Source organism: Flavobacterium hibernum (assembly GCF_000832125.1).
In the GTDB taxonomy this organism is placed as follows: Bacteria; Bacteroidota; Bacteroidia; order Flavobacteriales; family Flavobacteriaceae; genus Flavobacterium; species Flavobacterium hibernum.
This window is the reverse complement of sequence record NZ_JPRK01000007.1, coordinates 173,053-199,247: the sequence shown is the minus strand read 5'-3', so window position 1 is coordinate 199,247 and position 26,195 is coordinate 173,053. Positions and strand designations below refer to the sequence as shown.

Sequence of the window (26,195 nt, the reverse complement as noted above, 5' to 3'; positions counted from 1 at the left end):
GCTTTCAAATCTTTGTTAACGACTTGTTAATAGGCGTTTTTAATCCTAAATTTGATTAATATTACATTTTTAAAATACCGCTTTCTTGAAAATAAATAAACTTAATAGTATTATCCTTCTGGGACTTGTTGCCATTATTAGCATATTGGTGGCGCAATTACTTTGGACTAAAGAGGCTTTTACTTTAGAACAAAAAAAACTAAATCAAAAGGCCAATATTGCTTTACTCGAAGTCGCCAGAAAATTATACGAAGGAAAGGATCACGAATCATCTTGTCAGAATCCTGTTCAAAAAATTTCAAACGATTATTATATAGTAAATATTCAAAATTCTTTTGAACCGGATATCTTAGAATTTTATCTTAGATCTGAGTTTAAAAAAATGAATATTACTACTGATTTTGAATACGCTGTGTACAATTGCCAAAGCGACGAAATGGTTTATGGAAAGTACATCTCATTTTCTGAAAAAGAAAAAGAGAAAAAAACAGTTTCTTTCCCTAAGCATAAAAATTTAGTCTATTATTTTGCAGTTCGTTTTCCAAATGAAACTACTTATTTGTTCAGCTCAATGCGTTTTTGGTTTGTACTTTCGATTGCATTGATTCTTATTTTATTGATTTATGTGTATTCGATTTTTACGCTTTTGCAGCAAAAAAAATACTCTGAATTGCAACGTGATTTTATCAATAATATGACGCATGAATTCAAAACGCCTTTGTCTTCTATTTTAATTGCTTCAAAATATTTAATTGAACAGAATCCGATTAAAGAAGATAAGAAGCTTTATACTTATACTGATATTATTATCAATCAAAGTAATAAACTGAATCATCATATCGAGAAGATTTTAAACATTGCAAAGTCAGATTATACGCCTTTGGAAATAAAAAAGGAATCTGTTTTAATTGTTCCGATTATTGAAGAAACGATAGAAAATATTCAGTTGAAATATCCTGAAGCTGTAATTAAAATCGAAACGTTATCTAATGATTATAAAATTGAAACTGATGTTTTTCATTTTTCTAATTTAGTTTATAATCTACTGGATAATGCTGTAAAATATTGTTCTAAAACACCCGAAATCACAATTGGAATTTCAGCAGAAAATTCGACCTTAAAATTGGCTTTCATTGATAATGGAATAGGAATTTCTCCTAAAAATATTTCTTTTATATTTGATAAATTTTATCGTGCTCAAAACGAAAAAAGCAACGAAGTAAATGGTTTTGGACTTGGCTTGTATTATGTTAAAGAGATTTGCAACTTGCACAACTGGAAAATTAAAGCCGAGAATAATTCTAAAAATGGTATTACTATAACTTTGTTAATTCCTTTTAAAAAATGAAAAAAATCAAAATACTTTATACTGAAGACGACGAAACTTTAGCATTTTTGACCAAAGATAATTTGGAACAAAATAATTATGAAGTGATTCATTGCTGTGACGGAAAACTTGGTTTAGATACTTTTAAAGCGGATGATTTTGACATTTGTATTCTGGATATTATGATGCCAAAAATGGATGGTTTTGAATTGGCTACTGAAATTAGAAAAAAGAACATCGATATTCCTATTATTTTTCTTTCGGCCAAAACACTAAAAGAAGATCGAATTAAAGGATTGCGTTTGGGTGCCGATGATTATTTGGTTAAACCTTTTAGTATTGAAGAATTACTTTTAAAAATTGAGATTTTCCTAAAGCGTTCTCAGAAAAATATTCCGATAGAAAAATCATTTTATGAAATTGGAAAATATCAATTTGATCTTGACAATTTTATTCTTTTTAATGAAAATGAAAAAATTAGCCTTACACAACGCGAGGCCGAACTTTTGAAATTATTTCTAGACAATAAAAATTCGGTTTTAAAAAGAGAGCAAATTTTAACTTCGCTTTGGGGAACTGATGATTATTTTATGGGACGTAGTTTGGATGTTTTTATTTCGCGTTTGCGTAAAATTCTAATTAACGAAAAAGGCATTTCTATAGAAAATTTACACGGAATTGGGTTTCGATTTACGATGTAATTTATTGTACTTAATCACAAAAAACTTTGTATTTTTAATATCTAAATTTCTTCAATATGAAATTACATCATTTACGCAACGCCACTTTAGTTATTGAAACTGAAACCGATGTTATATTGGTTGATCCAATGTTGGGAAAAAGAAAAACGATTCCTCCCTTTACCATTTTTCGTTATAAACCCAAAAGAAATCCGCTTGTAGCTTTGCCTAAAAACAGTAGAGATATTTTGAGCAAAGTAACGCTTTGTTTGATTACTCATTTGCATCCTGATCATATCGATAAAGCGGGTGAAGTTTTTTTGAGACGAAAAAGTATTCCAGTAATTTGTAATATAAAAGATAAAAATGCTTTGTCTAAACGAGGTTTGAACATTATTCAAAGTTTAAATTATTGGGAACAGCAAGATTTTTTAGGTGGTAAAATCACAGGAATTCCTGCTCTTCACGGTTACGGATTTATTGCAAAATTTATGGGTAACGTTATGGGTTTTCATATTGAATTACCTAACCAGAAATCTGTTTATGTAAGTTCTGATACCATTTTCACAGAAGATGTTCAGAAAGCTTTAATCGAATTAAAACCTGACATTGCTGTTGTAGCTTGTGGAACAGCAAGATTAGATTTTGGTCAGCCTTTGTTAATGCGAATGAATGATATTTTAAAATTTACAGCACTTGCTCCTGGGAAAGTTTTTGCCAATCATTTAGAAGCTTTAAATCATTGTCCAACAACTCGCGAAGAACTAAAAAACGCATTGGCAGATAGTAATCTTTTGTCTAAAACTGCAATTCCTAACGATGGAACTTATGTCGAATATTAAGTTTTTTTTTGCAATACTGCTTAGCTATTAATTCTTTTAAATTACAATTACTTTTTCAATTATAATATTATATTTGGTTTCCAAATCAAACCAAAATATATGGACGCTTTTTTACGAAAAATACAGTTAATTAAAGATATTAACATACAATTGCCGGTCTCAAAAATAGATTTCATTCAAAAATTTAGAAACAATGTCGATGAATCTGATTTAAGTTTTGTTCCTTTTGAAGTTTTTCAATCAAGTAACAATGAATATAAAGGCAACATCTCTAATAACGAATTTGAGCTTAAAAAAAGAAGAAAACTATTTGATACCAATTATTCATTTGCAAAAGTAACAGGCCACTTATCTGAAAATAATAACCTGCTAAACATAAATGCTGAAATTAATGGTTTTAAAAAAAGAATGATTTTCTTTTTAGCAATAATGATCATTTTCTATTCTATCTTTATTTTCGGATCCCTTCTTTCTGTTGACAGCAATCCTAATCCTGTTCCATTCTTTGTCCTTCCTTTCATGCTAGTTCACATGTTCATAATGTTAGGAGTTCCTTATTTTATTATCCGAAGAAGTGTCAAAAGAATGGTTTACGATTTAGAAAGAGATCTTCATTATTGGGTAACAAAAAACTAATTTAATTTTTTAAAGAACCAACAACCCAAATTCTCGCAAAGTATTTACAGGTTTTGAATACCAAAACAATTCAAAGTCATCTAAATTTGTTTCAAAATCAGTTTTGACTTCTTGAAATGTATAATTTTTAGCATTTGAAATTGTTATTTTGGTTAAAATATCAACTAACCATTCGCCTTCATTTTTATTGGTCTGAATGTTGAAACTTTCTTTTTTATCATGAAAAGTAAAACTCATCATTTCCCAAGTATTTCCTTTTTTAGATTTTGTAAAAGCCTCAACCGAAGGTTTTCCTCCTAACCAAACTACTTTGGCATTTGGCTTTGTACTGAAATCATTTCCTTCTTCAAGAGCATTAAAAATAAAATCGGGATCTATTTTTGTTTTCGGAATTTTAAAATCGAACCAATCTTGTAGTTCGTAATCAAAACAAATTCCGTGCATGAAATTAAAGAGTGATTTCTTTAATCCGAAACTAAATTTGTCGTGATTGATTCCTGTAGAATCAGTATAATCAATATCATTATTGGCAAAAGTTCCAATTTTCTCTGTTTTTTTTGTTACGCCAAATTTCTCCGGATATAATCCAACCGGGCTATGTGCTGTCATGGCAAATTGATGCCAAAAACCAGATTGCAAAATTCCGGCTTCAAACAACTGACGTACCATTTCAAGACTATCTACAGTTTCCTGAATAGTTTGTGTTGGATATCCGTACATTAAATAAGCATGAACCATAATTCCGGCTTCGGTAAAATTTCGGGTTACTTTTGCTACTTGTTCGACCGTTACACCCTTGTCAATTAATTTTAATAATCGGTCTGAAGCTACTTCTAAACCTCCTGAAACAGCTATACAACCAGAAGCTTTTAACAATAAACATAAATCTTTTGAAAAGCTTTTCTCAAAACGAATATTTGTCCACCAGGTTACTGCTAGTTTTCGGCGTAAAATCTCTAGCGCCAAAGCACGCATTAAGGCTGGCGGTGCTGCTTCGTCGACAAAATGAAAACCATTTTGACCGGTTTGCTGCATCATATCTTCCATTCGATCACAAAGTAAATTGGCCGCAACGGGTTCGTAAACTTTTATATAATCTAATGAAATATCGCAAAATGTACATTTTCCCCAATAACAACCATGTGCCATCGTGAGTTTATTCCAGCGTCCGTCGCTCCACATTCGATGCATTGGATTTACGATTTCGATAACCGAAATGTATTTGTCCAAAGGCAAATCAGAATAATCAGGTGTTCCAACGTAAGCTTGTTTGTAATCGTGTTTTAACGAATTGTTTTTGTAAACTACTTTTCCGTCTTCTAATAAAAAAGTTCTTTTATAACGCTTCTCGTCTCTCGACTCCGCTCGAGATGACAAACTTTCAATAAGTTCCTCTATTGGAACTTCTCCATCATCTAAAGTAATAAAATCGAAAAACTCAAAAACGCGTGCGTCCGAAAGTGAACGTAATTCGGTATTTGGAAAACCTCCACCCATCGAAATCTTAATTTCAGGATGATGTTGTTTTACCCATTGTGCACATCGAAAAGCGCTATATAAATTCCCCGGAAAGGGAACTGAAATTAAAAATAAAGTAGGATTTACTGTTTCAATTTTATCTTTTAAAAGTGAAATTAAAATCGAATCAATGTAAGTTGGTTCTTGTTGTAAAGCTTCGTACAATTCGTCAAAAGAATTGGCGCTTCGGCCTAAACGTTCGGCATATCGGCTAAAGCCAAAATTCTCGTCGATACATTCTACAATAAAATCCGAAATATCTTCGAGGTATAAAGTAGCTAAGTGTTTTCCTTTATCCTGAGTTCCCATGGTTCCAAAAGCCCAATCAAGTTCTTCTAATTGTGCGAAACGAGAAGCTTCGGGCAGAAAATCTTCCTGACAAATTTGTAATGCTAATGTCGGATTTTTTCCTTGTAAAAACTGAATTACTGCATCAATTGTTTTGATGTATTCGTCTTGCAAAGCAAAAATTCTTTTGCAGTTGTCAGTAATTGGTTGTTGGTTGATAGATTGAAACAAATCAATCAATCCCTTTTTCGAAAACAATTCTAATATCACATCGATACCTAAATCTGCCTGAACAGATTCGATATTTTTTGTATTTAGAAACCCTTTTATATATGCGGTTGCTGGATACGGTGTATTCAGTTGCGTAAAAGGTGGCGTTATGACGAAGAGTTTAGTTTTCAACAGAAATTATTTTTTGCAAAAATACGGGATATTTAGGGACTTTTTAGGAAAAGATTCAACTGGCAATTTTCGCCTTATTTTATAGATAATTAATTACTTTTGCTACAATCCAAAACAAGTATATGAAGCAAACTTTATTTATTCTTTTTTTATTATTTTCTGTATTTAGCTATTCCCAAGAAAATTGTAATAATGGAATAGATGATGATGGCGATGGAAAAATTGACTTAAATGACGAGGATTGCATTTGTAATAATTCTACAATAAATTCTATAATTCCAAATCCATCTTTTGAAGTATATGCTAAGTGCCCTAAAAGTTATTCTGAATTAAATCTTGCAACTCCCTGGATTCAAGCTAGTGGCGCAACTACAGATTACTTTAATAAATGTGGTTTAATTGCACCGGGTATCAAAACTGCCGGATTGGATAATTTTCCTGATGGAAACGGAATAGTTGGGGCTATTTTTAAAAAAGATTTCCAGGAATATGTTGGGTCTACATTGTTATCTCCTATGAAGGCGGGAGTAAATTATCAGCTTACTCTTAATATCGCCGCGTTATCTCTAAATGGAGAGTATAAATTAACAAATGATAAATATGAACCGGTTAATTTGACACTTTTTGGTTGTATAAATGGGGATAATTTGCCTATTCAAACAAGTGGAGGTCCAACTTCAGCTGATCCAACTTGGGTAGAACTTGGTCATACTACTTATAGCTCATCTCCTAATTGGGGGGAAATTACTATATTTTTTACTCCTAAAACAGATATAAATGCCATAATTTTGGGAGCTCCAGACAAATTACCTGCTTCTTATCCGGAGTCTGGCAGTGGGCTTTTTCCTTATTTCTTATATGATAATTTACTTTTAAACACGACGGAATCTTTTGGTATAAATATTACTCAAAACGGAAATTTTTGTGACAATACTTTGGTTCTAAAAGCTAATTTAACAACAGCTGCAGATCCTACTAAAACCTACCAATGGTATCATAACGGAATCGCAATTGTTGGAGCTACTAATGATTTCTACAAAGTTGCTTCTGTTGATACTAATCTAGGGCAATATTCTGTTAAACTAACTGATGATAGTAATTGTTTGATTAGCCGAAATTTTACTATAAACAATATAATTCCGAGTCCAACTTATACCACTATTCAGCCCAATTGTGTAACACCAAGCGGAACTATTACCATAACAACTCCTGGCTCTGAATATAGTTTTGACAATGGATTAACCTGGCAAAATGATGCTTCTAAAAGTGCCCTAAAAGTAGGCGAATATGGTATTAAAATAAAAACTCTTAATGGATGTATTTCTTTATCTAGCGGGGTTAGTCTTTTACCTCCAAAAATGCTTGATTATCCTGAAGTAATTGCAACTCAACCTTTAACTTGTGATGGAAAAGGCTCTATAACAATAAAATCTGCTATTGCTACTCAATACAGTTTTGATGACGGAATGACTTGGACAACAAATCCTGTGAAAGACAATGTAGAACCGGGTAATTATTTAATTAAGATAAAAGATGCTACTGAATGTCAGTCTTCAGGACAGTATTCTTCGATTTATCAAAAATATTTAGATAATCCGGTCTTTAAAATCATTCAACCAACCTGCGGAAAAGCTGGACAGATATCTGTAACTACTGTTGCCGATCAATATAGTTTTGACAATGGTGATACTTGGACTAATGATCCTGTTCTTCCAAATTTATCAGGTGGTTATTACAGAATAAAAATAAAAAACAATAATGGTTGCGAGTCAAATACTGCTTATGCTAGTGTTGAACCTTACCGTATTCCTATTTATCCTTCGTATACAAGTTCGCAACCTTTGTGTGGTACAGGCGGAACAATAAAAATAACATCGACGGCTTCTGATTTTAGTTTTGATGGAGGTAAAACTTGGACTAAAGATCCTGTTGCATCAAATCTTTTACCGGGAGTTTACGAAATTATCATTAAAAATGATTCCGGTTGTATTTCATACACTCAATTTGTTAGCCTTGATTATTTTTATTTGCCAAACCCTTCATTCACTTCTACAAAGCCTACATGCGAAACTGGTGGATCTATAACAATTACTACTAGTGCTACTGAATATAGTTTTGACAATGGAAAAACCTGGTCAACAAATGCGACAGCATCCAATTTAAAAGCTGGAACTTACTATATCATGATAAAAAATGAAATAGGATGTACTTCTTCTACATATCATTATGTGAATTTGGATAACTTTTATTTGCCTGATCCGAAATTTAATACTGTAAATCCATATTGTGGAAATATTGGTAGTATTGAAATAACTACTAAAGCTGATTTTTATAGTTTTAATGGAGGCCAATCCTGGACAACAAATCCTATAAAATCTAACTTATCAACTGATAGTTATAATATAAAAATTAAAAACAGTTTTGGCTGTGAATCTAGAGGTACTTGGGTTTATCTTAACTCAAGTTATCTGGCATCGCCCAACTATGAAGTTATTCAACCTAGCTGCAAAACCAAGGGAAGTATTACAATAACGACAAAATCTGATTTGTATAGCTTTGACAATGGAAGTACGTGGACCACTAATCCTGTACTTTCAGACTTAATCAAAAACAATTATTACTATTATATTAAGATCAAAAATAATAAAGGTTGTGAATCAAGCAGTACTTCTATTTACATTGAATCTGCTCCTAGAATTCCATCTAAACCAACTATTACATCTGTATCGCCAAGTAATTGTGGTACAAAAGATGCTAGCATTACCATAACTACTTCTGCAGTATTGTATAGTTTTGACGACGGATTAACTTGGGGAACAAACTCAAAGTCACCAGATTTAGAGGCAGGCACATATCTTGTTAGAATAAAAGAAAGTGCACTTGCTTGCCCGTCAGAAGCCACAGAAGTGGTTTTAAACTCTACAAATATTTTAAATGCACCATCATTTACATCTGTTCAGCCTACTTGTGCTACATCAACGGGAACAATAACGATAAACACAACTGCTTCACAATATAGTTTTGATAACGGCTTGACTTGGCAGGCAGAAAATTCAAAAAGTAATTTTTTACCTGGTGATTATTTAGTTAAAATAAAGAATGATAAAGGATGTATTTCTAATGCTTCTTCTGTAAAAATCAATACCTATGTGTCTTTCAAAATTAGTTCATATAGTTCAGAGCAACCATTGTGCGAGGGCGGTTCACCACGAGGTTTAGTCATTAAAATTGATACTCCGGCATCTGCTTATAGTTTTGACAACGGGCTTACCTGGACTAATGATCCTGTTGCGACTAACTTAAAAGAAAACACAGAATATTGTTTAAGGATTAAAAATTCTGAAGACTGTATTTCTGAACCAAGCTGTATGACCACTATTAAGCAAGTTGCGATTCCAACTGCACCTCAAATTACAACAAAACAACCTTCTGGCTGTGATCTTACAGGATCTATTATTGTAAATGCAAGCAAAGGAGAATATAGCTTTGACGATGGTAAAACATGGAGTAAAAATGCAACATCACAACCTTTAATTCCAGGAACTTATTTTGTACGAACAAAAGAAGTTGGAAGCCTTTGTATTTCTGATGCGACACAAACCATTATTAACAATCCACCTAATGCGCCACAATCGCCTGTTACTACGGTTGCACAACCTCTAAGTTGTGTAAATCCTTTTGGTTCAATTAAAATAACATCATTGGCTTCTGAATATAGTTTTGATGGGGGAAAAACTTGGACAACGAATACTTTTGCAGATAATTTGGCGGTTGGAACGTATTCTTTAAAGGCTAAAAACGCTGCAGGATGCGAATCAAATGCTGTTAGCATTAAAATTGAATCGCCTCTGGATTATCCAAATCCTCCGGAAATAAGTATTTCACAACCCGATTGTTCCAATTTAAAGGGGCAAATAACAATATCTTCAAATTCTTCAAATTACAGTTTTGATAACGGTTTGACTTGGACAACAGCAAAAATTTCCGATTATTTAATCCCTGGTGATTACGACATTAGAGTAAAAAACTCAGACGGATGTATTTCTGATCCTACTAGAGCTATAATAAATCCATTCACAAATTTCCCGCCATTACCAACAGGTTCAAAAACACAACAATTTTGTATTGACGAAATTGCATCTTTAGAAAACATTGTTTTGACCGGAACAGCTATTAAATGGTACGATGCGCCAACAAACGGGAATATATTACCTGAAACAACTTTATTGCAGAACAACATTTATTACGCGTCGCAAACACTAAATAATTGCGAAAGCCCACGATTTGCCATTACTGTAAAAATTCAGGATACTCAAATTCCAATTGCCGATTCACCGCAAGCATTTTGTATTCAGAAAAATGTTTCCATTAATGATATAGATATTATAGGGCAAAATATAAAGTGGTTCGAAAGTGCTTCTTCGACAATTGCTCTGTCGGAATCAACTCCGCTAGAAAACGGAATTACGTATTATGGTACTCAAACCTTAAATAACTGCGAAAGCGACAGAATTCCTGTTACCATAAATATTCTTGATGCTACACATAAAGATTGTATTAACTTAGTTGATGAACTTCCTTTTCCTAAATTTTTCACTCCAAATGATGATGGTTACAACGACACTTGGTCTATTAATTTTGATTATTTGGCACCAAATAGCACTATCAGGATATATGATCGTTATGGAAAACTCCTTAAACAACTAAGCAAAAATACTTCTTGGAACGGAACTTATACTGGACAGGATTTACCTGCATCCGATTATTGGTTTACGGTTACTCGAGCAAATGGAACCGAATTTAGAGGTCATTTTAGTTTGAAACGATAAAAAAATAACCGCAAAAGTAAATTTTGCGGTTATTTTTTTTTATATCATTTCTAAATCTTATTTGGTTTGTAATAAAACCCAATTGGATATTTGTTCTAAAGCTATGGGCGAAAAAGTTTGTTCAATTTTTTCATATTCTAAAGGCGAACCTGTTTTACATTCTTGAAACAAATGATTTAAATTAGGAAGTTCTTTTATTGTTACCTTTTTGTTTCCAGCTTGAAGTAACGTTTTTTTAATTGCTTCCAGATTAATTTCTGCCGGTACTTGTAAATCTTTACTTCCGTTAAGGGCTAAAACCGGACATTTTACTTTGGGTAAAATCGTTGCAGGGTCTAATCTTAAAAAAGTATACATCCAGTTATTTGTAATTTGTGCCGTTAATGATTTTGAAACATTCTCATCGTATTTTGACTTAAAGTAATTATCTACTTTATTTTTTAAATTTTCATCATTTGCAGCCGAAGCGATAATAATATCGTAGGCACCCTTAAAATTTTCCTGCCCTTGCTGAATGTCACTTTCGGCAGCTCCATATTGTTTTTCTAATAATTCTTTTTGCAATAATAACAATTTATCTCCGCGAATTCCCGGCCCTGCCAATAACACAATGAAGTTAATTGCGGTAGAATTTCCTGCAACAATTGGAGCAATTAGACCACCTTCGCTATGACCAATTAAACCAATTTTATTTTTATTAATTTCTTTTCTCGTTTTTAAATAATCAACTCCAGCCTGAACATCTTTTGCAAAGTCAAGAGTAGTTGCTTTTGAAAAATCTCCGGTAGATTCGCCAGCACCACGATCATCAAAACGTAATACTGCTATTCCTTTTCGTGTCAAATAATCAGCTAAAACCAGAAATGCTTTATGCCCCAACATTTCTTCATCTCTATTTTGTTTGCCACTTCCTGTTATTAAAATTACAGCAGGAAAATTACCCTCTTTTTTGGGTAACGATAGCGTTCCTGCCAAAACAACTTTATCTGTTTTGTTTTCAAATTTCACATCTTCTGTGTAATACGGATATGGTTTTTGTGGTTCTTGAGGTCTTACATAAACTTGTTTTGCACTACTTTCTTTAGATAAGTTTTCTTTAGCTAAATTAAGTTCTAGAGATCTTCCGCCTTGCGTAAATTTCCCAACAATAATATTGTCTTTATTTAATGTCCCTTCATAAGAAATTTGAGCATTTGGAATTTCTAATTTTAAAACTGAATTTTCAAAAGTCGTTTTTTGAATCGGAATTCCCACGGCATTCTGATCTGGACTGTCCATAGTTGCTGTATAGCCATTTTCTGCTTTATTAATATGATACACTACTCTTAGTGAAGTGCCGGACACATTCAAAGTTCCATTCCATTGTCCTAAAATTTCTTGTCCGCTTGCAAAATAAGACGTTAGAACCGCTATTATAATAAGTATTGTTTTTATCATTTTTATTGAAATAAATAATATTATTTAGTGATGATTGAGAATTACAATTTATCTTGTTTTTTCTCTAATTGTTTAAATTTAATAAAGGAATATGCAACCGGAACAAACGCCAAAGTAATTCCAATAACAACAAAAGCTTTTGCAAAAATAAAACCTGAAAAAATTAGTCCTCCAAGAATAATTAACAAACCTCCAAAAAACCAAAGCTTGCCTGCAAATGCATGTGTAGCCTTCCATACTTCCTTACTTTCTAATGTCCAAGGTGTTCTGATACCGATAAAATAATTAGGCTGAATCACTTTAAAATAATTCCCCAAAACTGTTATTAAAATCCCTGCCAAAACATACATTAAATTAGGATTTGATACTGATTGATTTTTTGAAACATACAAAATAAACAACGCCAGTAAAGACATAAACAATACCATAAAAAACTTCAGTTGGTAAAACTTACTTCCCATTAAAGAAATCCTATTTTTAGGATCAAATTTTGAAGCTACAAACATTACTACATAAGTCAAAACCGGTAATAGAAATACCAATACAACTAAGAAAGCCTTACTACCCCAATCATCAATTTGTCCATTACTATTCCAGTGAATGGGAACTCTTTCTGGAAGACTGTTCCAGATAAATGCCAAATACGCAAACGGAATCATAACAATTCCGATAATCGGAAGCTCTTTTTTTAATTCTAAATTCATTTTTTATTTTTTAAAGGTTAGTATCCACTGCAAAACATCTTCCATTATGGTGGTATTGATGGAGTAAATGATGAATTGCCCGTTTTTTTCTGAAGTAATTAAATCGGCACGTTTCAAAATATCCAAATGATGCGAAATACTGGGTTTCGAAATATTAAAAGCATCAGCAATTTCTCCCGCAGATAAATCCTTCTCTTTTAAAAGTTCTAGAATTTCTCTTCGGGTTGCATCGTTTAAGGCTTTAAAAATATCATTCATCATTTATATATTTAGACAAATATCTAAATACTTTTTTAATTAGCAAAAAAAAAGAGGCTCTAATTTTAAATTAAAGCCTCTCAGAAAATTTATTTTAAACCAAAACTTTAAAACTTATGCTCCTCTTTGCTAATTACTAAAAATGCAAATAAAGAGATACATGCAGCAATGGTTAAATACAAACCTACGTAGCTTACACTGTAAGTTGAAGCTAACCAAATTGCGATCATTGGTGCAAATGCCGCACCAAGAATTCCTGCCATATTAAAAGTTAAGGATGCTCCGGAATAACGAACATTTGTTGGAAACAGCTCTGATAAAAAAGTTCCTAATGGCCCATAAGTAAATCCCATTAAAGCCATTCCTATACAGGCAAAAGTGGTCACTAAAACAATATTTCCTGAACTTAAAAAGTAAGAGAAGAAAAATCCAAAAATCCCGATAGCCACTGTAGCTATAATTAGCATTTTGCGACGTCCTATTTTATCAGCAACAACAGCCGAAACCGGAATAAAAATAGCAAAAAACAATACCGAAAATAATTGTATTAATAGCCCGTCTCTTTTAACAATTCCTAAATCTGACGTTGCCCAACTCAAAGTAAAAACAGTCATTAAATAAAAAACCAAAAAAGTTGTAATCGCAGCAAACGTCCCAAAAATCAGTTGATTCTTATACGATTTTACAAGTTCTAAAAAAGGAACTTTCACTTCTTCCTGTTCTTTTTTAGAATTTTCGAAAGAAGGCGTTTCGGTAATTTTTGTTCGAATATAAAATCCAATAATTACCAAAAGTGAACTGGCAATAAACGGAATTCTCCATCCGTAATTCATAAAATCTTCATTGCTCATCGAATCAGTTAACAATAAAAAAGTTCCGCCAGAAAGTAATAATCCAATTGGAGCACCCAATTGCGGAAACATTCCATACCAGGCACGTTTATTAGGTGGAGCATTTTCTATAGCAAGCAAAACAGCTCCTCCCCACTCGCCTCCCAGACCAACTCCCTGACCAAAACGGCAAAGCATTAATAATAATGGCGCAGCAACGCCAATACTAGCATAACTTGGTAAAAAACCAATGGTAACGGTAGAAATACCCATCGTTAATAAAGCAGCAACTAAAGTAAATTTACGTCCAATTTTGTCTCCATAATGTCCAAAAAAAGCAGAACCTAAAGGACGTGATAAAAAAGCTATTGAAAAAGTAGCCAAAGATTCTAAAGTCGCTATAGTAGAATTAGAACCAGGGAAAAATAATTGCGGAAAAACCAATACTGCAGCATTGGCATAAATATAAAAGTCAAAAAATTCAATTGTAGTCCCTATTAAGGAGCCAAAAAGAACATGTTTTAATGAGTTCTTCTTTTTCGGGTTAGTTTCCATGTAAATAGATATATCTTTTTTAATTGCAAAAATAGAGTTTCATTGATAATAATTCATCTTTAGAATAAATACTTTTAAATGATGACGTATTTTTAACAACTTTTCCAAATTTTCATTTTATTTTCATCCCTAAACAAATCAACATTAAAAACTTGATTACACGAACTTTAAAATAAAATTTAAAAATCAAATCATAAGCAATCGTTAAAAACATTTTTAACTCCATATTTTCATTAAATTTACAGCTACTAAAAATAAATTCAAAATTATGCCTACCGACTGTATCAGCTATCAAACCTCAGGGTATTTTTCTAAGTTAATGCAAGATTATTTAGATCAAAAACCAGAATTAAAATCGCTATACAATCATTTTCCAACTTTGGAAAACTTTGAAAAACAGATTAACGAAAAACAGGCAAACTTTGATAATGAAAACCGTATTCCGCTGGTTGAAACATTAAAAAAACAATACCAAAATATCGAAATTTCTGACTCGACCAAGCAAAACATTGAGTTGCTATCGCTTCCTAATACATTTACAATTACAACAGGTCATCAATTAAATTTATTTAGTGGCCCTTTGTATTTTTTGTATAAAATCATTTCGACCATAAATCTGACTAAGGAATTAAAATTAAAATATCCTGCTAATAATTTTGTTCCAATTTATTGGATGGCAACAGAAGACCATGATTTTGAAGAGATCAATTACTTTAATTTTAAAGGAAAAAAATTCAGATGGAACAAGGAAAGTTCTGGTCCGGTTGGAAGACTTTCTACCGAAGGTTTAGACGAATTCTTTGAAATATATTCATTAGAATTAGGATCAAGCACCAATGCCAATGTTCTAAAAAACTTTTTTAAAGATGCTTATTTAAAACACGATAATCTTGCTGATGCAACTCGTTATCTAGCCAATAATTTGTTTACAAATTATGGTTTAGTAATTCTTGATGCTGATGACGCTAACTTGAAACGTGCCTTTGTTCCTTTTATAAAAGAAGAATTAGAGCATCAAACTTCATTTAAAACGGTTCAAAAAACTATTGAACAATTAAGTAATTATACCATTCAAGTAAATCCACGCGAAATCAATTTATTCTATATCGAAGATAATTTGCGTGAACGAATTATTTTTGAAAACGATAAATACTACGTTAACAATACTAAAACATCATTTTCTAAAGATGAAATTCTAAAATTATTAGAAAGTAACCCAGAGAAATTTAGTCCGAACGTAATAATGCGTCCGCTGTATCAGGAAATCATTCTGCCTAATTTATGTTATATTGGCGGAGGCGGAGAAATTGCCTATTGGTTAGAATTAAAATCTTTTTTTGATGCCGTAAACATTACTTTCCCAATACTTTTAGTTCGCAATTCTGTACTTTTAAACACAGAAAAGCAAGCAAAAAAAGCTGACAAATTGGGTTTGAACTGGAAAGATTTATTTACAAAACGAGCAAATTTAATAAACGAGATCACACATAAATTATCCTCATTCCCGATTGATTTAACACCTCAAAAAGAAGCGTTAGAAAAACAATTTGAATACCTTTACGAATTAGCAGCACAAACGGATAAATCATTTACCGGAGCTGTAAAAGCACAAGAAGTTAAACAGAAAAAAGGTTTAGACAATCTGGAGAAAAGATTATTAAAAGCACAAAAGCGAAAATTAGAAAATGAGCTGCAGCGTGTTGTTGATTTACAAGGAGAATTGTTTCCAAATCAAAGTTTACAAGAACGCCAAACTAATTTTTCAGAATTTTATTTAGAAAAAGGCGAACAATTGATTCCGCTTTTAATTCAAAATTTAAGACCATTAGAAAATATTTTTAACATCATAACCATATAAGTATCTGCCACGAATTACTCAAATTTTCACTACTTTCAACAAGTAAAAGAATTCGTGTAAATTAGTGCAATTCGTCACAAAAAAAAACAATAAAGCAATAATCTTCAGAAACAAATAACCACCTCCTTCTGAAATTATTGCCTCTCTAAACCAAATAGCAACATTTTAAAACAAAAATTAACCTATTTATCAAAATTATGATTAGAGAGCGCTTGATATCATTAGATGTCTTTAGAGGATTAACGATTTTATTAATGACTATTGTAAACAATCCTGGAGATTGGGGACATGTTTACGCACCTTTATTACACTCAGAATGGCATGGTTGTACACCAACCGATTTAGTTTTTCCGTTTTTTATTTTTATTATGGGGGTCGCCGTTCCTTTGGCAATGCCAACCAAAACTTGGGAAAGTACCACTTTTAACAAAATTCTCGTTCGTTCGTTACGAATGTTCTGTTTGGGGATTTTCTTTAACTATTTTGCAAAAATACAACTTTTTGGACTTGACGGAATACCACTTCTTGTCGGCCGATTAATCATTACCATTGCAGTTGGTTATGCCTTAATGGGAAATTTTAGTTCAAAAGTCAAAAACATTCTCGCTTTTTCAATTCTCTTTATTTATCTATTTTTAGCTTATAGTGGTATCGAAGCTTATCACGATGTTCGCCTTCCAGGGGTTCTACAGCGAATTGCAATTGTATATTTTGTAGTTTCACTATTGTATTTAAAAACTACACGTAAAACTCAAATTATAACTGGAATAGTTTTATTATTGGGTTATTGGGCAATAATAACTTTAATTCCAGTTCCAGGAATTGGAGCTGCTAATTTAGATAAAGGAACCAATCTGGCTTCTTACGTAGACAGCATTTTACTTAGAGGGCACATGTATCGCGAAAGTATCACCTGGGATCCCGAAGGAATCTTAAGTACCATTCCGTCAATCGTAAATGGAATCATTGGCTTACTAATTGGTCAGGTTTTACAAGCGGACACAATCAAAATTCAAAAAGCACAAAAAATGGGTATCATTGGTACGATACTTATCTTTTTTGGCTTACTTTGGGATATTGTTTTCCCTATAAACAAAGCCCTTTGGACTAGCAGTTATGTTCTATATACAACCGGATTAGCTACTACTTGTTTAGCTTTTTTATACTATGTAATTGATATTGCAGAATACAAAAAAGGATTCAAGTTGTTTCTAATTTGGGGAGTAAATCCTATGATTGTATTTTTCTTTTCGCAGATTATCCCCCAAGCCTTAGTAATGGTTCAGCTAAAAAATCCCGAAAATCCCGAAACTCAAATCAATCTATTAAATTATTTGTACCATTTTGGAATTGCACCATTTTTCAGTAACCCAATGACAGCATCACTTGCCGGAGCACTGGTTTATGTTGCTATATGGACCTTTATTTTATGGATTTTCTATAAAAACAAACTCATTTTTAAGGTTTAGAAGTTTTTAACATATAAGATATAAAAGTAGAGATACCCCCGCTGGTATCTCTACTTCTTTTTTGGCAAATTATGTTAACCAATAGCTTGGCTAAAATGAACTTATATCACTTATATAGTGAGAAAAGTTTATATTTTTCTTCAGTAAAAGTCAATTTCAATCGTTTTAATTATGAATTTATTAAAATCAATTCATAAAAAAAGTATACTTTTGCACAAAATTAAAAATAAGCAATAAAATGGCAACAAATAGAACTTTTACAATGATTAAGCCAGATGCTGTTCAAAACGGACACATCGGTAACATTTTAGCAATGATTACTAATGGAGGTTTCAAAATCGTTTCATTAAAATTAACTCAATTAACTGTAGCTGACGCTCAAGAATTTTATGCAGTACACGCTGCAAGACCATTCTACGGAGAATTAGTTGAATTCATGTCTCGTGGACCAATTGTTGCTGCAATTTTAGAAAAAGATAACGCAGTAGAAGATTTCAGAACTTTAATTGGAGCTACAAATCCTGCTGAAGCTGCTGAAGGAACTATTCGTAAAGCATACGCAACTTCTATTGGAGAAAATGCAGTACACGGTTCAGATAGCGACGAGAACGCTGCTATCGAAGGTGCATTTCACTTTGCTGGAAGAGAGCAATTCTAATATCAGTTTTCAGTCTCAGTGGCAGTTTTCAGTCACAGAAACACATAAAAAAAATCCTGTTTGTTTATACAAACAGGATTTTTTTTATGTGTTTTTCAAAAAGTCACAAACATTATCATGCCCTTTTATTCCCCCTAGATCAGTTAAATTTTCTTTTAAAACCAATTTTAAATTATTAAAATTACTTAGATAACAACTACAAACACAAGCAACTCTTTTTCCTTTTTCAAGAATGAAAATAGACTCAGAATCACCAAGTTTTCCACTTTCGACTAAAACTACAAATCCATCTAATTTGCTAAAGTCATAAGTTATAGACTTACCTAATCCATAATAACGTTTAACTATTATATTGTCTTTTTCAATTAATACTTTATGAACCCTAGTTCTTATTAAAGCAAACCAAAAATAAGCAATCATAATAAATACTAATAAAGGAAAAGCCACACTTTCTCCTGGCGTGATAGTATATATGTAAAGAGCTAAAAATGGAAAAAAACTTAAAATGGAAACTAACAAAATTGGCAGAAATTTAAATCTGGATTTCAATGTTATCATGTTTTTTTAATACTTAAAAAAATATTAACGTAAAACAACGTCTTTCACCACCTCACGACCTAACTCTTCATTAATCATCTTCACGATTTTAGATTTTCCGTGGCTTAATTCTTCTCTTAGAACTGCCGAACCCAATTCTACATACAACGTACTCCCCTTCAATATCACATTTTTTGTATACGTGTTTACTCCATTCCCCATCAACTGTCTCCAGGCCTCTTTTACATCAATCTGATCCATTCCTGCACCTAGCTTATTCACTTGAATAATCTGTTGCAAAACAGCCCCAATCGTACTTTGATTATTTAGTCTTTTTGCCATTGTTTATTAAGTTTATTGCTTCCGCTTTTTTATAATGATATTCTTTTTTTTGATCGTTTTTAACAACTAATTCTTTATCAGAAATCGAAATTAATTCCTCACTCCATTTTGCGTAATTCGTTTTATAATCCAGAAAAACATGATCGTCTTTAAATCGAATCGAAACATTTTCAAAAGAATCACTAGTCAAAAATGTTCCATCAAATTGAGGCATTACTTTCTTTCGAATTCCTTTATTATTCTTAATCTCAAAAAAATCATAGCTCTCATTCATTCCATAATCCTTTTCTTCACCTTTGTCAAACACCACTTTTTCTATTTCCCAATAACCATTTAACTTTGCAATATCCTCAGGTTTAATATTCTGTTTACAGCTCACCATCAAAAGTGATAAGACCAAAATCATAAAAGTGTTTTTCATAAGTAATAATTTTTATTAGGAGCTAAAACCTGCTGTCCACTTTATCTTTTTCTGTCTAAAGAAGCCAGAAAAAAGATATCGTTCCATCAGGGCTAGAACTCCCTTTTTCAACAGAATATTTTGTGACACAAAGTTAACCTTATAATATTCAAAAGAAAAAAAAATTGCAAAACCATCTAAACATTTTTACAAATGTTTCGCTACAATAAAAAATATTATTCTTTTTACATAAACTATTATTCTTTCCTTCACAAAACACAAAACCCTAACAACCTAATCTTTAACTAAATAAAAAAAATAAAAAACCTATCATAATACTTTTATAACTTTTTAAGACCATAAGATAGATTAAAAAAAAAGACTTTTGCGCAAAAATTAACTTCAAGTTAATCAAGTCTATTTTTCCACTATTAAATACCATTTTAGAATTCAACTTACAATCCATTAATAAATTATAAGTTTCCTAAAAAACAATCTAAAAGCAAAAAAAACAGGCACCTAAAAAAATTGAAATGAACGCAATACAAATAATTCAAAAAGTAAAAATAACTCTAATCGTATTATTTCTAACAGCTTCATACACCAATACAAGAAAAAAAGATAATCTTATCACTCTCAAAAAATTCGATCAAAAACATATTAAAGAAGAGGAAAAGCTATCCACCACAGATTCCATAAAAAAAAGCTTTTTAGATACTTTAAACACCAAAGAATCACCAGTACAAATCATTTTATCCAAACTATCGAATACAGAATATTCAGACCACAAAGACATTCAGTTGATATACAAAAACGTAAGCACAAAAAAAATTAAAGCTATTAAATTTGAGTGGTATTGCGAAAATGTATTCGAAAAACCAGCGAGTGGTCGAAATTTTTTCATTAAAGGCAAAAGTGGAGGCATCTCAAATATATTATTAAAACCTAAAGAAACAAGATCTCAAGTTTGGGAAGACTTCTCAACAGACGCCGATAAAATAATCAAAGCAAGAGTATACTTTGTAATGTTCTCAAATGGAACAAAATGGGAACTTAACAAATAAATTTATTTCATTTAGTCAAAACCTTTCAACCACAGAACACAACTACCCTAACAAACAATCCATTCAAAAGAGCAATTTCTATTTTGAACTTAGTCTTTTTAGAACTCCAACAAAAAAAAGAATTACACCCAAAACCAGCAAAACATAGTAAGAAGACAAACTACTATCCTTTGTTACATTAGCCAAAACAAAACATATGATACTGCCAAAATAAAAAGTTAGTGGCGTTATATTTTTTAAAGAAGAAAAATTCATACTATTATTTAAAAAAGCTATCTACAAATTCATACTTATTAAAGACTTGTAAATCTTCAATTCCTTCACCAACACCAATGTATTTTACAGGAATTTGAAACTGATCTGAAATACCAATTACAACACCACCTTTTGCTGTACCGTCTAATTTTGTAACAGCAAGAGAAGTTACTTCTGTTGCAGCTGTAAATTGTTTAGCTTGCTCAAAAGCATTTTGACCTGTTGAACCATCTAAAACCAAAAGTACATCATGAGGAGCATCGGCAACAACCTTCTGCATAACACGTTTTACCTTTGTAAGTTCGTTCATCAAATTGATCTTATTATGCAAACGCCCGGCGGTATCAATAATAACCACATCGGCATTTTGCGCTACGGCTGATTGCAAAGTATCAAATGCTACAGAAGCTGGATCACTACCCATATTTTGTCTCACGATTGGCACATCTACACGATCTGCCCAAACTTGCAACTGATCGATAGCTGCGGCACGAAAAGTATCAGCAGCACCTAAAACCACTTTATAACCCGCTTTTTTAAATTGATAAGCAAGTTTACCAATCGTTGTTGTTTTTCCAACTCCATTAACTCCAACTACCATCAAAACGTATGGTTTTTTATCTTTAGGAATTTCAAATTCGGTTGCCTCACCAGTATTCGTTTCAGATAATAAAGCACCAATTTCTTCACGCAGAATTTGGTTTAATTCATCTGTCCCTAAATACTTATCTTCAGCAACACGTTTTTCTATTCTTGAAATTACTTTCAGCGTAGTATTCACCCCAACGTCTGATGCCACAAGAATTTCTTCGAGATTATCCAGAACATCGTCGTCAACTTTTGATTTTCCGGCAACGGCTTTACTTAACTTTGAGAAAAAAGTAGTTTTTGATTTTTCAAGACCTTTGTCTAAAGTCTCTTTTTTATCAGTAGAAAATAATTTTTTAAAAAAACTCATTTTTTATAGGTTGTTAGTTTTTTAGATTATACAATTTTACAATCTAAATAATCCTTAATATTTAAAGAAACTTAAAATTAGCAATGTTTCTTTAAATTTTAGACAAATATAAAAAATAAAAAAGCTACTTCCGAATGAAAGTAGCTTTTCTATATAATGTGATTGTAATTATTTCTTTTTCAAGAAAGTATCAACTTCTTCAGGAGCCATAATAGATTCTACGAATGTATATGCACCAGTTTTAGGAGATTTCACCATTTTGATGGCTTTTGATAATCTCTTAGAAGATGTTTGTAACGATGCTACGGTTTTCTTTGCCATGATTCAAATGTTATTTGAAGCTTTTATAAAACTCGAATGGCAATACCATTTGAGACTCATAAAAATCTCTAATTATTACTTAATTTCTTTGTGAACAGTTACGCGTTTCAAGATTGGATTAAATTTTTTAATCTCTAATCTATCCGGAGTATTTTTTTTGTTCTTAGTTGTAATGTATCTTGAAGTACCTGGAACACCAGAAGTCTTGTGCTCAGTACATTCTAAAATTACCTGGATTCTATTACCTTTCTTTGCCATCTTGCTATATATTTATTTAGGAAAAGATTATTTGATAAATCCTTCTGACTGCGCTTTTTTCAAAACAGCAGAAATTCCATTTTTATTAATTGTTTTTATCGTAGATGCTGCTACTCTAAGAGTAATCCATCTATCTTCTTCTGGAAGATAAAAACGCTTTTTAACTAAGTTTACAGAAAATTTTCTCTTAGTTTTGTTCATAGCGTGAGAAACGTTATTTCCTACCATCGCTCTTTTACCTGTAAGGTCACAAACTCTTGACATTATACTTTACTTTTATCGTTATTCAAAATCAGGGTGCAAAGAAAAGAAAAATAAACCATTGTAGCAAAAAATTATTGCACATTTTTTAAAATTTCTTTCTGTAATATTTCTAAACTCTTAATCGTCGCTCTATCTATCACTTTTTCACGTGGTTGGCCAAAGTTAAATTCTTCCACAATAATACCATTTGGAGTAGCCAATGCAATAAAAACTGCTCCAATTTCAGCATCTGAGTCCCCTTTTGTAGGTCCGGCGTTACCAGTTGTCGCAATTGCATAGTCTGTTTTAAGTATCTCTTTCACATTCAAAGCCATAGCCGAGGCAACCTCTGCACTAACTACCGAAAATTGATCGACTAAATCTTGCGAGATACCGAGAACATTAACCTTCGCCTCAGTTGCATAAGAAACCACACTACCTTTAAAATAACTCGAAGCCCCAGGAACAGCAGACAAAATCGAAGCTATTTTACCTCCCGTAAAACTTTCGGCTGTTGAAATTGTCTTATTTTGTTTGGTTAGAATTTTTCCAACTACAGATTCTATTGTTTCATTCTCCTCATAACCTACTATAATATCATGAATTATAGCATCTAAAGATTTTACATTTTCTTCAATAGCTTCTTCTAAGTCTTCTTTATTAGTTCCTCTAGCCGTTAATCGTAAACGTACCCGACCCGGATTTGGCAAATAAGCCAATTTGATGAAATCAGGCAAATTATTCTCCCAATCTTCAATACGTTCCGCAACCAAACTCTCTCCTTGCCCATAGGTCAAAATAGTTTTATGAATGATATAAGGACGTTTATACTCTCGAACTATCTTTGGTATTATTTCTTCTTCTACTAAATATTTCATCTCGTACGGAACTCCCGGAAGCGAGATAAATACAGTATTTTCTTTCTTCATCCACATTCCCGGCGCCGTACCCACTTGATTATGCAACACAGTACAAGTTGACGGAACAAGCGCCTGATCTTTATTTAATTGAGAAATTGGTCGCTTATAAAAACCTTCAATCATCTCGGTTACATGAGCCAAAACTTCTGGATTTACAACTAATACATCATCAAAATATTCGCAGAATGTTTTCTTAGTAACATCGTCTTTTGTTGGCCCTAAACCACCTGTTACGATCACAACATCTACCCTATTTTGCAACTGTGCAAAAGTATCTAAAATGTGTTTTTTATCATCGCTTATTGAAATCATTTCATGAACTTCGACCCCAATACGATCGAGCGATTTTGCAATAAATCCGGAATTTGTATCTACAATTTGACCAATTAAAATTTCATCTCCAATTGTAATAATAGTTGCTTTCATAGTAATAAAATTTTTCGCTTACTTAATTCGTAAGACTTTATTAGAAAGTAGGTTGTCATCGCTTTGATTTTCGTAAGAAGTAAAAAAACGCCTTTCTTATCAAAATATAAGGAGACGTTTTACGAAATTTTCTAAAGCAAAAAGATTTGTTTCCTGAATTATCAAGACTACTCTATTCTTATCTTTAAATAAAAAGACAAGAATTGAACCTTGTTTAGATTTTATAAATCAAAATCTTTTTTAATTTCTTTGATAGCTTCTTTTACCTGCACTTTTATACTTTTAAAAGTTTCGATAATATCTTTTTTCTTGCCTTCTGCTTTTGTCCAAGCTTCGACTTGCAGAATTTCCTCAAAAGCTACATTTAACCCCATTAAATCCAATGTAGGTTTTATTTTGTGCGCATATGAATAAGCATACTTATGATCTCTTTTCTTAATTCCTTCTTTGATTTGTTTTAAATCTTCAGGAACTTCTGTAACAAATAATTTTAGAATTTCGTTTACAAATTCGGGATCATTATCTGAAAGCGCATAAACTTTCGAAAGGTTGTATTTTAAAGCCATTATTTTACTTGTATTCTGAATAATTTTTTATCTTCTAAAAAGCCCTCTAAAATATCATTTGGCTTGACCGAGGCAACTCCCGCAGGCGTTCCTGTAAAAATAATATCTCCAATCTTCAACGTAAAGAATTGCGATACGTACGAAATAAGTTCATCAATTTTCCAAAGCATTAAGCTTGTATTTCCTTTTTGAACTGTTTCAGAATTATTAGTCAACTCAAATGTAAGATTTTCCATAGAAACATAATCACTTTTTGGTAAAAAATCTCCTATTACCGCAGAACCATCAAATGATTTAGCTTTTTCCCATGGCAACCCTTTAGCTTTTAATTTTTCTTGCAAATCTCTGGCCGTAAAATCGATACCTACGCTTATTTCATCGTAGTATTTGTGTGCAAATTTAGGCTCAATATACTTACCCACCTTGTTAATCTTAATAATTACCTCTAATTCATGATGAATCTCTTCAGAAAATTCCGGAATTACAAACGGATGTTGCTTCAATAAAACCGCCGAATCCGGTTTCATAAAAACCACCGGATCCGTTGGTCGCTCGTTCTGCAATTCTTCAATATGATTGCTGTAATTTCTACCGATACAAATGATTTTCATTTCTTATATAAGTTGCTAAGTTGCTAAGTCATTAAGATTCTAAGAAACTATGCAGAAAAACTTAACATCTTAGAACCTTAGTAGCTCAGAACCTTATTTTGTATTTAACTTTCTTAATTTAATTGCCGTTAGCACCTTTTTAGTATACAATGGAAAATCGGCATTTTGAATCCAGCTGAAATAGCCCGGCTCAGTTTCCAGAATTTTATCCACTTTCGCTCCTTTATGTTTTCCGAAAGTAAAAATCTCTTCGTTATCTTTATCAAAGGCAATCATTCCGGCAAAATCAGCTATTTTTTTTCTAGTTGTAAATTCAGACAATGATTTCATATCATTTTCCAATTCAGGATAACGATCTAATTGCGCTTTTAAGATTTCGTAAGTCGCCATTGTATCCGCTTCTGCAGAGTGTGCATTTTCAAGACTTTTTCCACAATAAAATTTTAGAGCCGCACTTAAGGTACGTTCTTCCATTTTATGAAAAATAGTTTGCACGTCTACTGAAACTTTATTTTTCATATCAAAATCAACTCCGGCACGAAGCAATTCTTCGGCTAATAACGGAATATCGAAACGATCTGAATTGAATCCTCCCAAATCACTATCTTTAATCATATTATAAACCTGAGGTGCCAATTCTACAAAAGTTGGTTCATTGGCCACTTTTTCATCTGTAATACCATGCACAGCTGTAGTTTGTGGAGGAATTGGAATTGTAGGATTCACTAACCAGGTTTTACTTTCTTTATTTCCGTTTGGAAAAACTTTGAATATCGAAATTTCTACAATTCGATCTTTACCGATATCAATTCCGGTTGTTTCAAGATCAAAAAAGCAAATTGGTTTGTTGAGTTTGAGTTCCATTTTAAATTTTTATAAGATTACAAATGTAATTTTTAAAGCCGAATTTCCTCTTTTATTCTTGATTTTTTTAAACAAAAACAGGGGCAATTTTGCGATTTTAACTTTTAAAACGGTTCTTACAGAAAGCTACTGTTCGTTT

Annotated in this window: 25 protein-coding genes; 9 read left to right on the top strand and 16 right to left on the bottom strand. The window is 32.0% G+C overall.

The genetic code is table 11. The features are described 5' to 3' along the window. Positions 1-85 precede the first annotated feature (85 nt). From IW18_RS08175 to IW18_RS08160, 4 genes are all read left to right on the top strand, one after another. The gene (locus IW18_RS08175; protein ID WP_041517103.1) at positions 86-1,348 is read left to right on the top strand and encodes a sensor histidine kinase; all 1,263 of its coding nucleotides are present in this window, start codon (positions 86-88) and stop codon (positions 1,346-1,348) included. Next, on the top strand, positions 1,345-2,028 hold the full coding sequence (locus IW18_RS08170) for a response regulator transcription factor (RefSeq protein WP_041517102.1): 684 nt from the start codon (positions 1,345-1,347) through the stop codon (positions 2,026-2,028). The genes IW18_RS08175 and IW18_RS08170 overlap by 4 nt, the downstream gene beginning before the upstream one ends. A 56-nt stretch (positions 2,029-2,084) precedes the next feature. Then, positions 2,085-2,849 (top strand): MBL fold metallo-hydrolase, encoded by a 765-nt coding sequence (locus IW18_RS08165; protein WP_041517101.1) that lies wholly within the window; start codon positions 2,085-2,087, stop codon positions 2,847-2,849. A gap of 99 nt (positions 2,850-2,948) precedes the next feature. Then, positions 2,949-3,485 carry a hypothetical protein gene (locus IW18_RS08160; RefSeq protein ID WP_041517100.1) on the top strand — a complete coding sequence of 179 codons (537 nt, stop codon included), beginning with the start codon at positions 2,949-2,951 and terminating at the stop codon, positions 3,483-3,485. Positions 3,486-3,494: 9 nt separating this feature from the next. On the opposite strand, the gene IW18_RS08155 is transcribed toward IW18_RS08160, so the two are convergent. Next, positions 3,495-5,693: a B12-binding domain-containing radical SAM protein gene (locus IW18_RS08155; protein WP_041517099.1), complete on the bottom strand. Its 2,199-nt coding sequence runs from the start codon at positions 5,691-5,693 to the stop codon at positions 3,495-3,497. A gap of 122 nt (positions 5,694-5,815) precedes the next feature. On the opposite strand from IW18_RS08155, the gene IW18_RS08150 reads away from it, so the two are divergent. Then, positions 5,816-10,522, top strand: coding sequence for a T9SS type B sorting domain-containing protein (locus IW18_RS08150; protein WP_041517098.1), 4,707 nt, complete (start codon positions 5,816-5,818; stop codon positions 10,520-10,522). A gap of 57 nt (positions 10,523-10,579) precedes the next feature. On the opposite strand, the gene IW18_RS08145 is transcribed toward IW18_RS08150, so the two are convergent. The 4 genes from IW18_RS08145 to IW18_RS08130 form a co-directional block, all read right to left on the bottom strand. Continuing rightward, on the bottom strand, positions 10,580-11,959 hold the full coding sequence (locus IW18_RS08145; RefSeq protein ID WP_041517097.1) for an alpha/beta hydrolase family protein: 1,380 nt from the start codon (positions 11,957-11,959) through the stop codon (positions 10,580-10,582). Positions 11,960-12,000: 41 nt separating this feature from the next. Continuing rightward, positions 12,001-12,663: an SdpI family protein gene (locus tag IW18_RS08140; protein WP_041517096.1), complete on the bottom strand. Its 663-nt coding sequence runs from the start codon at positions 12,661-12,663 to the stop codon at positions 12,001-12,003. A 3-nt stretch (positions 12,664-12,666) separates the two neighbouring features. Beyond that, entirely contained in the window at positions 12,667-12,921 is a 255-nt protein-coding gene (locus tag IW18_RS08135) for an autorepressor SdpR family transcription factor (protein ID WP_026984867.1), read from the bottom strand. Between the two features lie 107 nt (positions 12,922-13,028). Then, on the bottom strand, positions 13,029-14,306 hold the full coding sequence (locus IW18_RS08130) for an MFS transporter (RefSeq protein ID WP_041517095.1): 1,278 nt from the start codon (positions 14,304-14,306) through the stop codon (positions 13,029-13,031). A gap of 268 nt (positions 14,307-14,574) precedes the next feature. On the opposite strand from IW18_RS08130, the gene bshC reads away from it, so the two are divergent. The 3 genes from bshC (at position 14,575) to IW18_RS08115 (ending at position 18,291) form a co-directional block, all read left to right on the top strand. Continuing rightward, on the top strand, positions 14,575-16,164 hold the full coding sequence (gene bshC / locus IW18_RS08125) for a bacillithiol biosynthesis cysteine-adding enzyme BshC (RefSeq protein ID WP_041517094.1): 1,590 nt from the start codon (positions 14,575-14,577) through the stop codon (positions 16,162-16,164). A 197-nt stretch (positions 16,165-16,361) separates the two neighbouring features. Then, on the top strand, positions 16,362-17,633 hold the full coding sequence (locus IW18_RS08120) for an acyltransferase family protein (RefSeq protein ID WP_041517093.1): 1,272 nt from the start codon (positions 16,362-16,364) through the stop codon (positions 17,631-17,633). A gap of 238 nt (positions 17,634-17,871) precedes the next feature. Then, positions 17,872-18,291, top strand: a complete 420-nt coding sequence (locus IW18_RS08115; protein ID WP_041517092.1) for a nucleoside-diphosphate kinase — start codon at positions 17,872-17,874, stop codon at positions 18,289-18,291. Positions 18,292-18,375: 84 nt separating this feature from the next. Here the strand turns inward: IW18_RS08115 and IW18_RS08110 are convergent, their stop codons facing one another. The 3 genes from IW18_RS08110 to IW18_RS08100 are packed head-to-tail and all read right to left on the bottom strand — an operon-like array spanning position 18,376 to position 19,591. Next, positions 18,376-18,849 (bottom strand): hypothetical protein, encoded by a 474-nt coding sequence (locus tag IW18_RS08110; RefSeq protein WP_041517091.1) that lies wholly within the window; start codon positions 18,847-18,849, stop codon positions 18,376-18,378. Positions 18,850-18,873: 24 nt separating this feature from the next. Continuing rightward, on the bottom strand, positions 18,874-19,170 hold the full coding sequence (locus IW18_RS08105; RefSeq protein WP_041517090.1) for a DUF721 domain-containing protein: 297 nt from the start codon (positions 19,168-19,170) through the stop codon (positions 18,874-18,876). After that, entirely contained in the window at positions 19,151-19,591 is a 441-nt protein-coding gene (locus IW18_RS08100) for a hypothetical protein (RefSeq protein ID WP_041517089.1), read from the bottom strand. The genes IW18_RS08105 and IW18_RS08100 overlap by 20 nt, the downstream gene beginning before the upstream one ends. A gap of 512 nt (positions 19,592-20,103) precedes the next feature. Between IW18_RS08100 and IW18_RS08095 the strand changes: the two genes are divergently transcribed. Then, a complete protein-coding gene (locus IW18_RS08095) occupies positions 20,104-20,634 on the top strand; it encodes a hypothetical protein (RefSeq protein WP_041517088.1) in 531 nt (176 codons plus the stop codon). Positions 20,635-20,893: 259 nt separating this feature from the next. On the opposite strand, the gene ftsY is transcribed toward IW18_RS08095, so the two are convergent. The 8 genes from ftsY to IW18_RS08060 form a co-directional block, all read right to left on the bottom strand. Next, positions 20,894-21,847: a signal recognition particle-docking protein FtsY gene (gene ftsY, locus IW18_RS08090; protein ID WP_041517087.1), complete on the bottom strand. Its 954-nt coding sequence runs from the start codon at positions 21,845-21,847 to the stop codon at positions 20,894-20,896. 168 nt (positions 21,848-22,015) lie between these two features. Continuing rightward, positions 22,016-22,168 (bottom strand): DUF4295 domain-containing protein, encoded by a 153-nt coding sequence (locus IW18_RS22915; protein ID WP_007805819.1) that lies wholly within the window; start codon positions 22,166-22,168, stop codon positions 22,016-22,018. Positions 22,169-22,243: 75 nt separating this feature from the next. Continuing rightward, a complete protein-coding gene (rpmG, locus tag IW18_RS08085) occupies positions 22,244-22,426 on the bottom strand; it encodes a 50S ribosomal protein L33 (protein ID WP_008253902.1) in 183 nt (60 codons plus the stop codon). Between the two features lie 27 nt (positions 22,427-22,453). Then, complete coding sequence (rpmB, locus tag IW18_RS08080) at positions 22,454-22,690, bottom strand: 50S ribosomal protein L28 (RefSeq protein WP_007805815.1); 237 nt, start codon at positions 22,688-22,690, stop codon at positions 22,454-22,456. 71 nt (positions 22,691-22,761) lie between these two features. Beyond that, the gene (locus tag IW18_RS08075; protein WP_041517086.1) at positions 22,762-24,015 is read right to left on the bottom strand and encodes a CinA family nicotinamide mononucleotide deamidase-related protein; all 1,254 of its coding nucleotides are present in this window, start codon (positions 24,013-24,015) and stop codon (positions 22,762-22,764) included. 221 nt (positions 24,016-24,236) lie between these two features. Beyond that, positions 24,237-24,581 carry an Hpt domain-containing protein gene (locus IW18_RS08070; RefSeq protein ID WP_041517085.1) on the bottom strand — a complete coding sequence of 115 codons (345 nt, stop codon included), beginning with the start codon at positions 24,579-24,581 and terminating at the stop codon, positions 24,237-24,239. Then, complete coding sequence (locus tag IW18_RS08065) at positions 24,581-25,192, bottom strand: fumarylacetoacetate hydrolase family protein (protein ID WP_041517084.1); 612 nt, start codon at positions 25,190-25,192, stop codon at positions 24,581-24,583. The genes IW18_RS08070 and IW18_RS08065 overlap by 1 nt, the downstream gene beginning before the upstream one ends. A gap of 93 nt (positions 25,193-25,285) precedes the next feature. Further along, positions 25,286-26,056 carry a 3'-5' exonuclease gene (locus IW18_RS08060; protein WP_041517083.1) on the bottom strand — a complete coding sequence of 257 codons (771 nt, stop codon included), beginning with the start codon at positions 26,054-26,056 and terminating at the stop codon, positions 25,286-25,288. Positions 26,057-26,195 lie beyond the last annotated feature (139 nt).

Coding starts and splice junctions, on each gene's coding strand:
- rpmB (WP_007805815.1), bottom strand. CDS start 22,690: ATGTCAAGAGTTTGTGACCTTACAGGTAAAAGAGCGATGGTAGGAAAT.
- ftsY (WP_041517087.1), bottom strand. CDS start 21,847: ATGAGTTTTTTTAAAAAATTATTTTCTACTGATAAAAAAGAGACTTTA.
- IW18_RS08070 (WP_041517085.1), bottom strand. CDS start 24,581: ATGGCTTTAAAATACAACCTTTCGAAAGTTTATGCGCTTTCAGATAAT.
- IW18_RS08165 (WP_041517101.1), top strand. CDS start 2,085: ATGAAATTACATCATTTACGCAACGCCACTTTAGTTATTGAAACTGAA.
- IW18_RS08075 (WP_041517086.1), bottom strand. CDS start 24,015: ATGAAAGCAACTATTATTACAATTGGAGATGAAATTTTAATTGGTCAA.
- IW18_RS08065 (WP_041517084.1), bottom strand. CDS start 25,192: ATGAAAATCATTTGTATCGGTAGAAATTACAGCAATCATATTGAAGAA.
- IW18_RS08105 (WP_041517090.1), bottom strand. CDS start 19,170: ATGGCAAAAAGACTAAATAATCAAAGTACGATTGGGGCTGTTTTGCAA.
- rpmG (WP_008253902.1), bottom strand. CDS start 22,426: ATGGCAAAGAAAGGTAATAGAATCCAGGTAATTTTAGAATGTACTGAG.
- IW18_RS08115 (WP_041517092.1), top strand. CDS start 17,872: ATGGCAACAAATAGAACTTTTACAATGATTAAGCCAGATGCTGTTCAA.
- IW18_RS08170 (WP_041517102.1), top strand. CDS start 1,345: ATGAAAAAAATCAAAATACTTTATACTGAAGACGACGAAACTTTAGCA.
- IW18_RS22915 (WP_007805819.1), bottom strand. CDS start 22,168: ATGGCAAAGAAAACCGTAGCATCGTTACAAACATCTTCTAAGAGATTA.
- IW18_RS08100 (WP_041517089.1), bottom strand. CDS start 19,591: ATGAAAAACACTTTTATGATTTTGGTCTTATCACTTTTGATGGTGAGC.
- IW18_RS08110 (WP_041517091.1), bottom strand. CDS start 18,849: ATGATAACATTGAAATCCAGATTTAAATTTCTGCCAATTTTGTTAGTT.
- bshC (WP_041517094.1), top strand. CDS start 14,575: ATGCCTACCGACTGTATCAGCTATCAAACCTCAGGGTATTTTTCTAAG.
- IW18_RS08145 (WP_041517097.1), bottom strand. CDS start 11,959: ATGATAAAAACAATACTTATTATAATAGCGGTTCTAACGTCTTATTTT.
- IW18_RS08095 (WP_041517088.1), top strand. CDS start 20,104: ATGAACGCAATACAAATAATTCAAAAAGTAAAAATAACTCTAATCGTA.
- IW18_RS08130 (WP_041517095.1), bottom strand. CDS start 14,306: ATGGAAACTAACCCGAAAAAGAAGAACTCATTAAAACATGTTCTTTTT.
- IW18_RS08135 (WP_026984867.1), bottom strand. CDS start 12,921: ATGAATGATATTTTTAAAGCCTTAAACGATGCAACCCGAAGAGAAATT.
- IW18_RS08150 (WP_041517098.1), top strand. CDS start 5,816: ATGAAGCAAACTTTATTTATTCTTTTTTTATTATTTTCTGTATTTAGC.
- IW18_RS08140 (WP_041517096.1), bottom strand. CDS start 12,663: ATGAATTTAGAATTAAAAAAAGAGCTTCCGATTATCGGAATTGTTATG.
- IW18_RS08120 (WP_041517093.1), top strand. CDS start 16,362: ATGATTAGAGAGCGCTTGATATCATTAGATGTCTTTAGAGGATTAACG.
- IW18_RS08160 (WP_041517100.1), top strand. CDS start 2,949: ATGGACGCTTTTTTACGAAAAATACAGTTAATTAAAGATATTAACATA.
- IW18_RS08060 (WP_041517083.1), bottom strand. CDS start 26,056: ATGGAACTCAAACTCAACAAACCAATTTGCTTTTTTGATCTTGAAACA.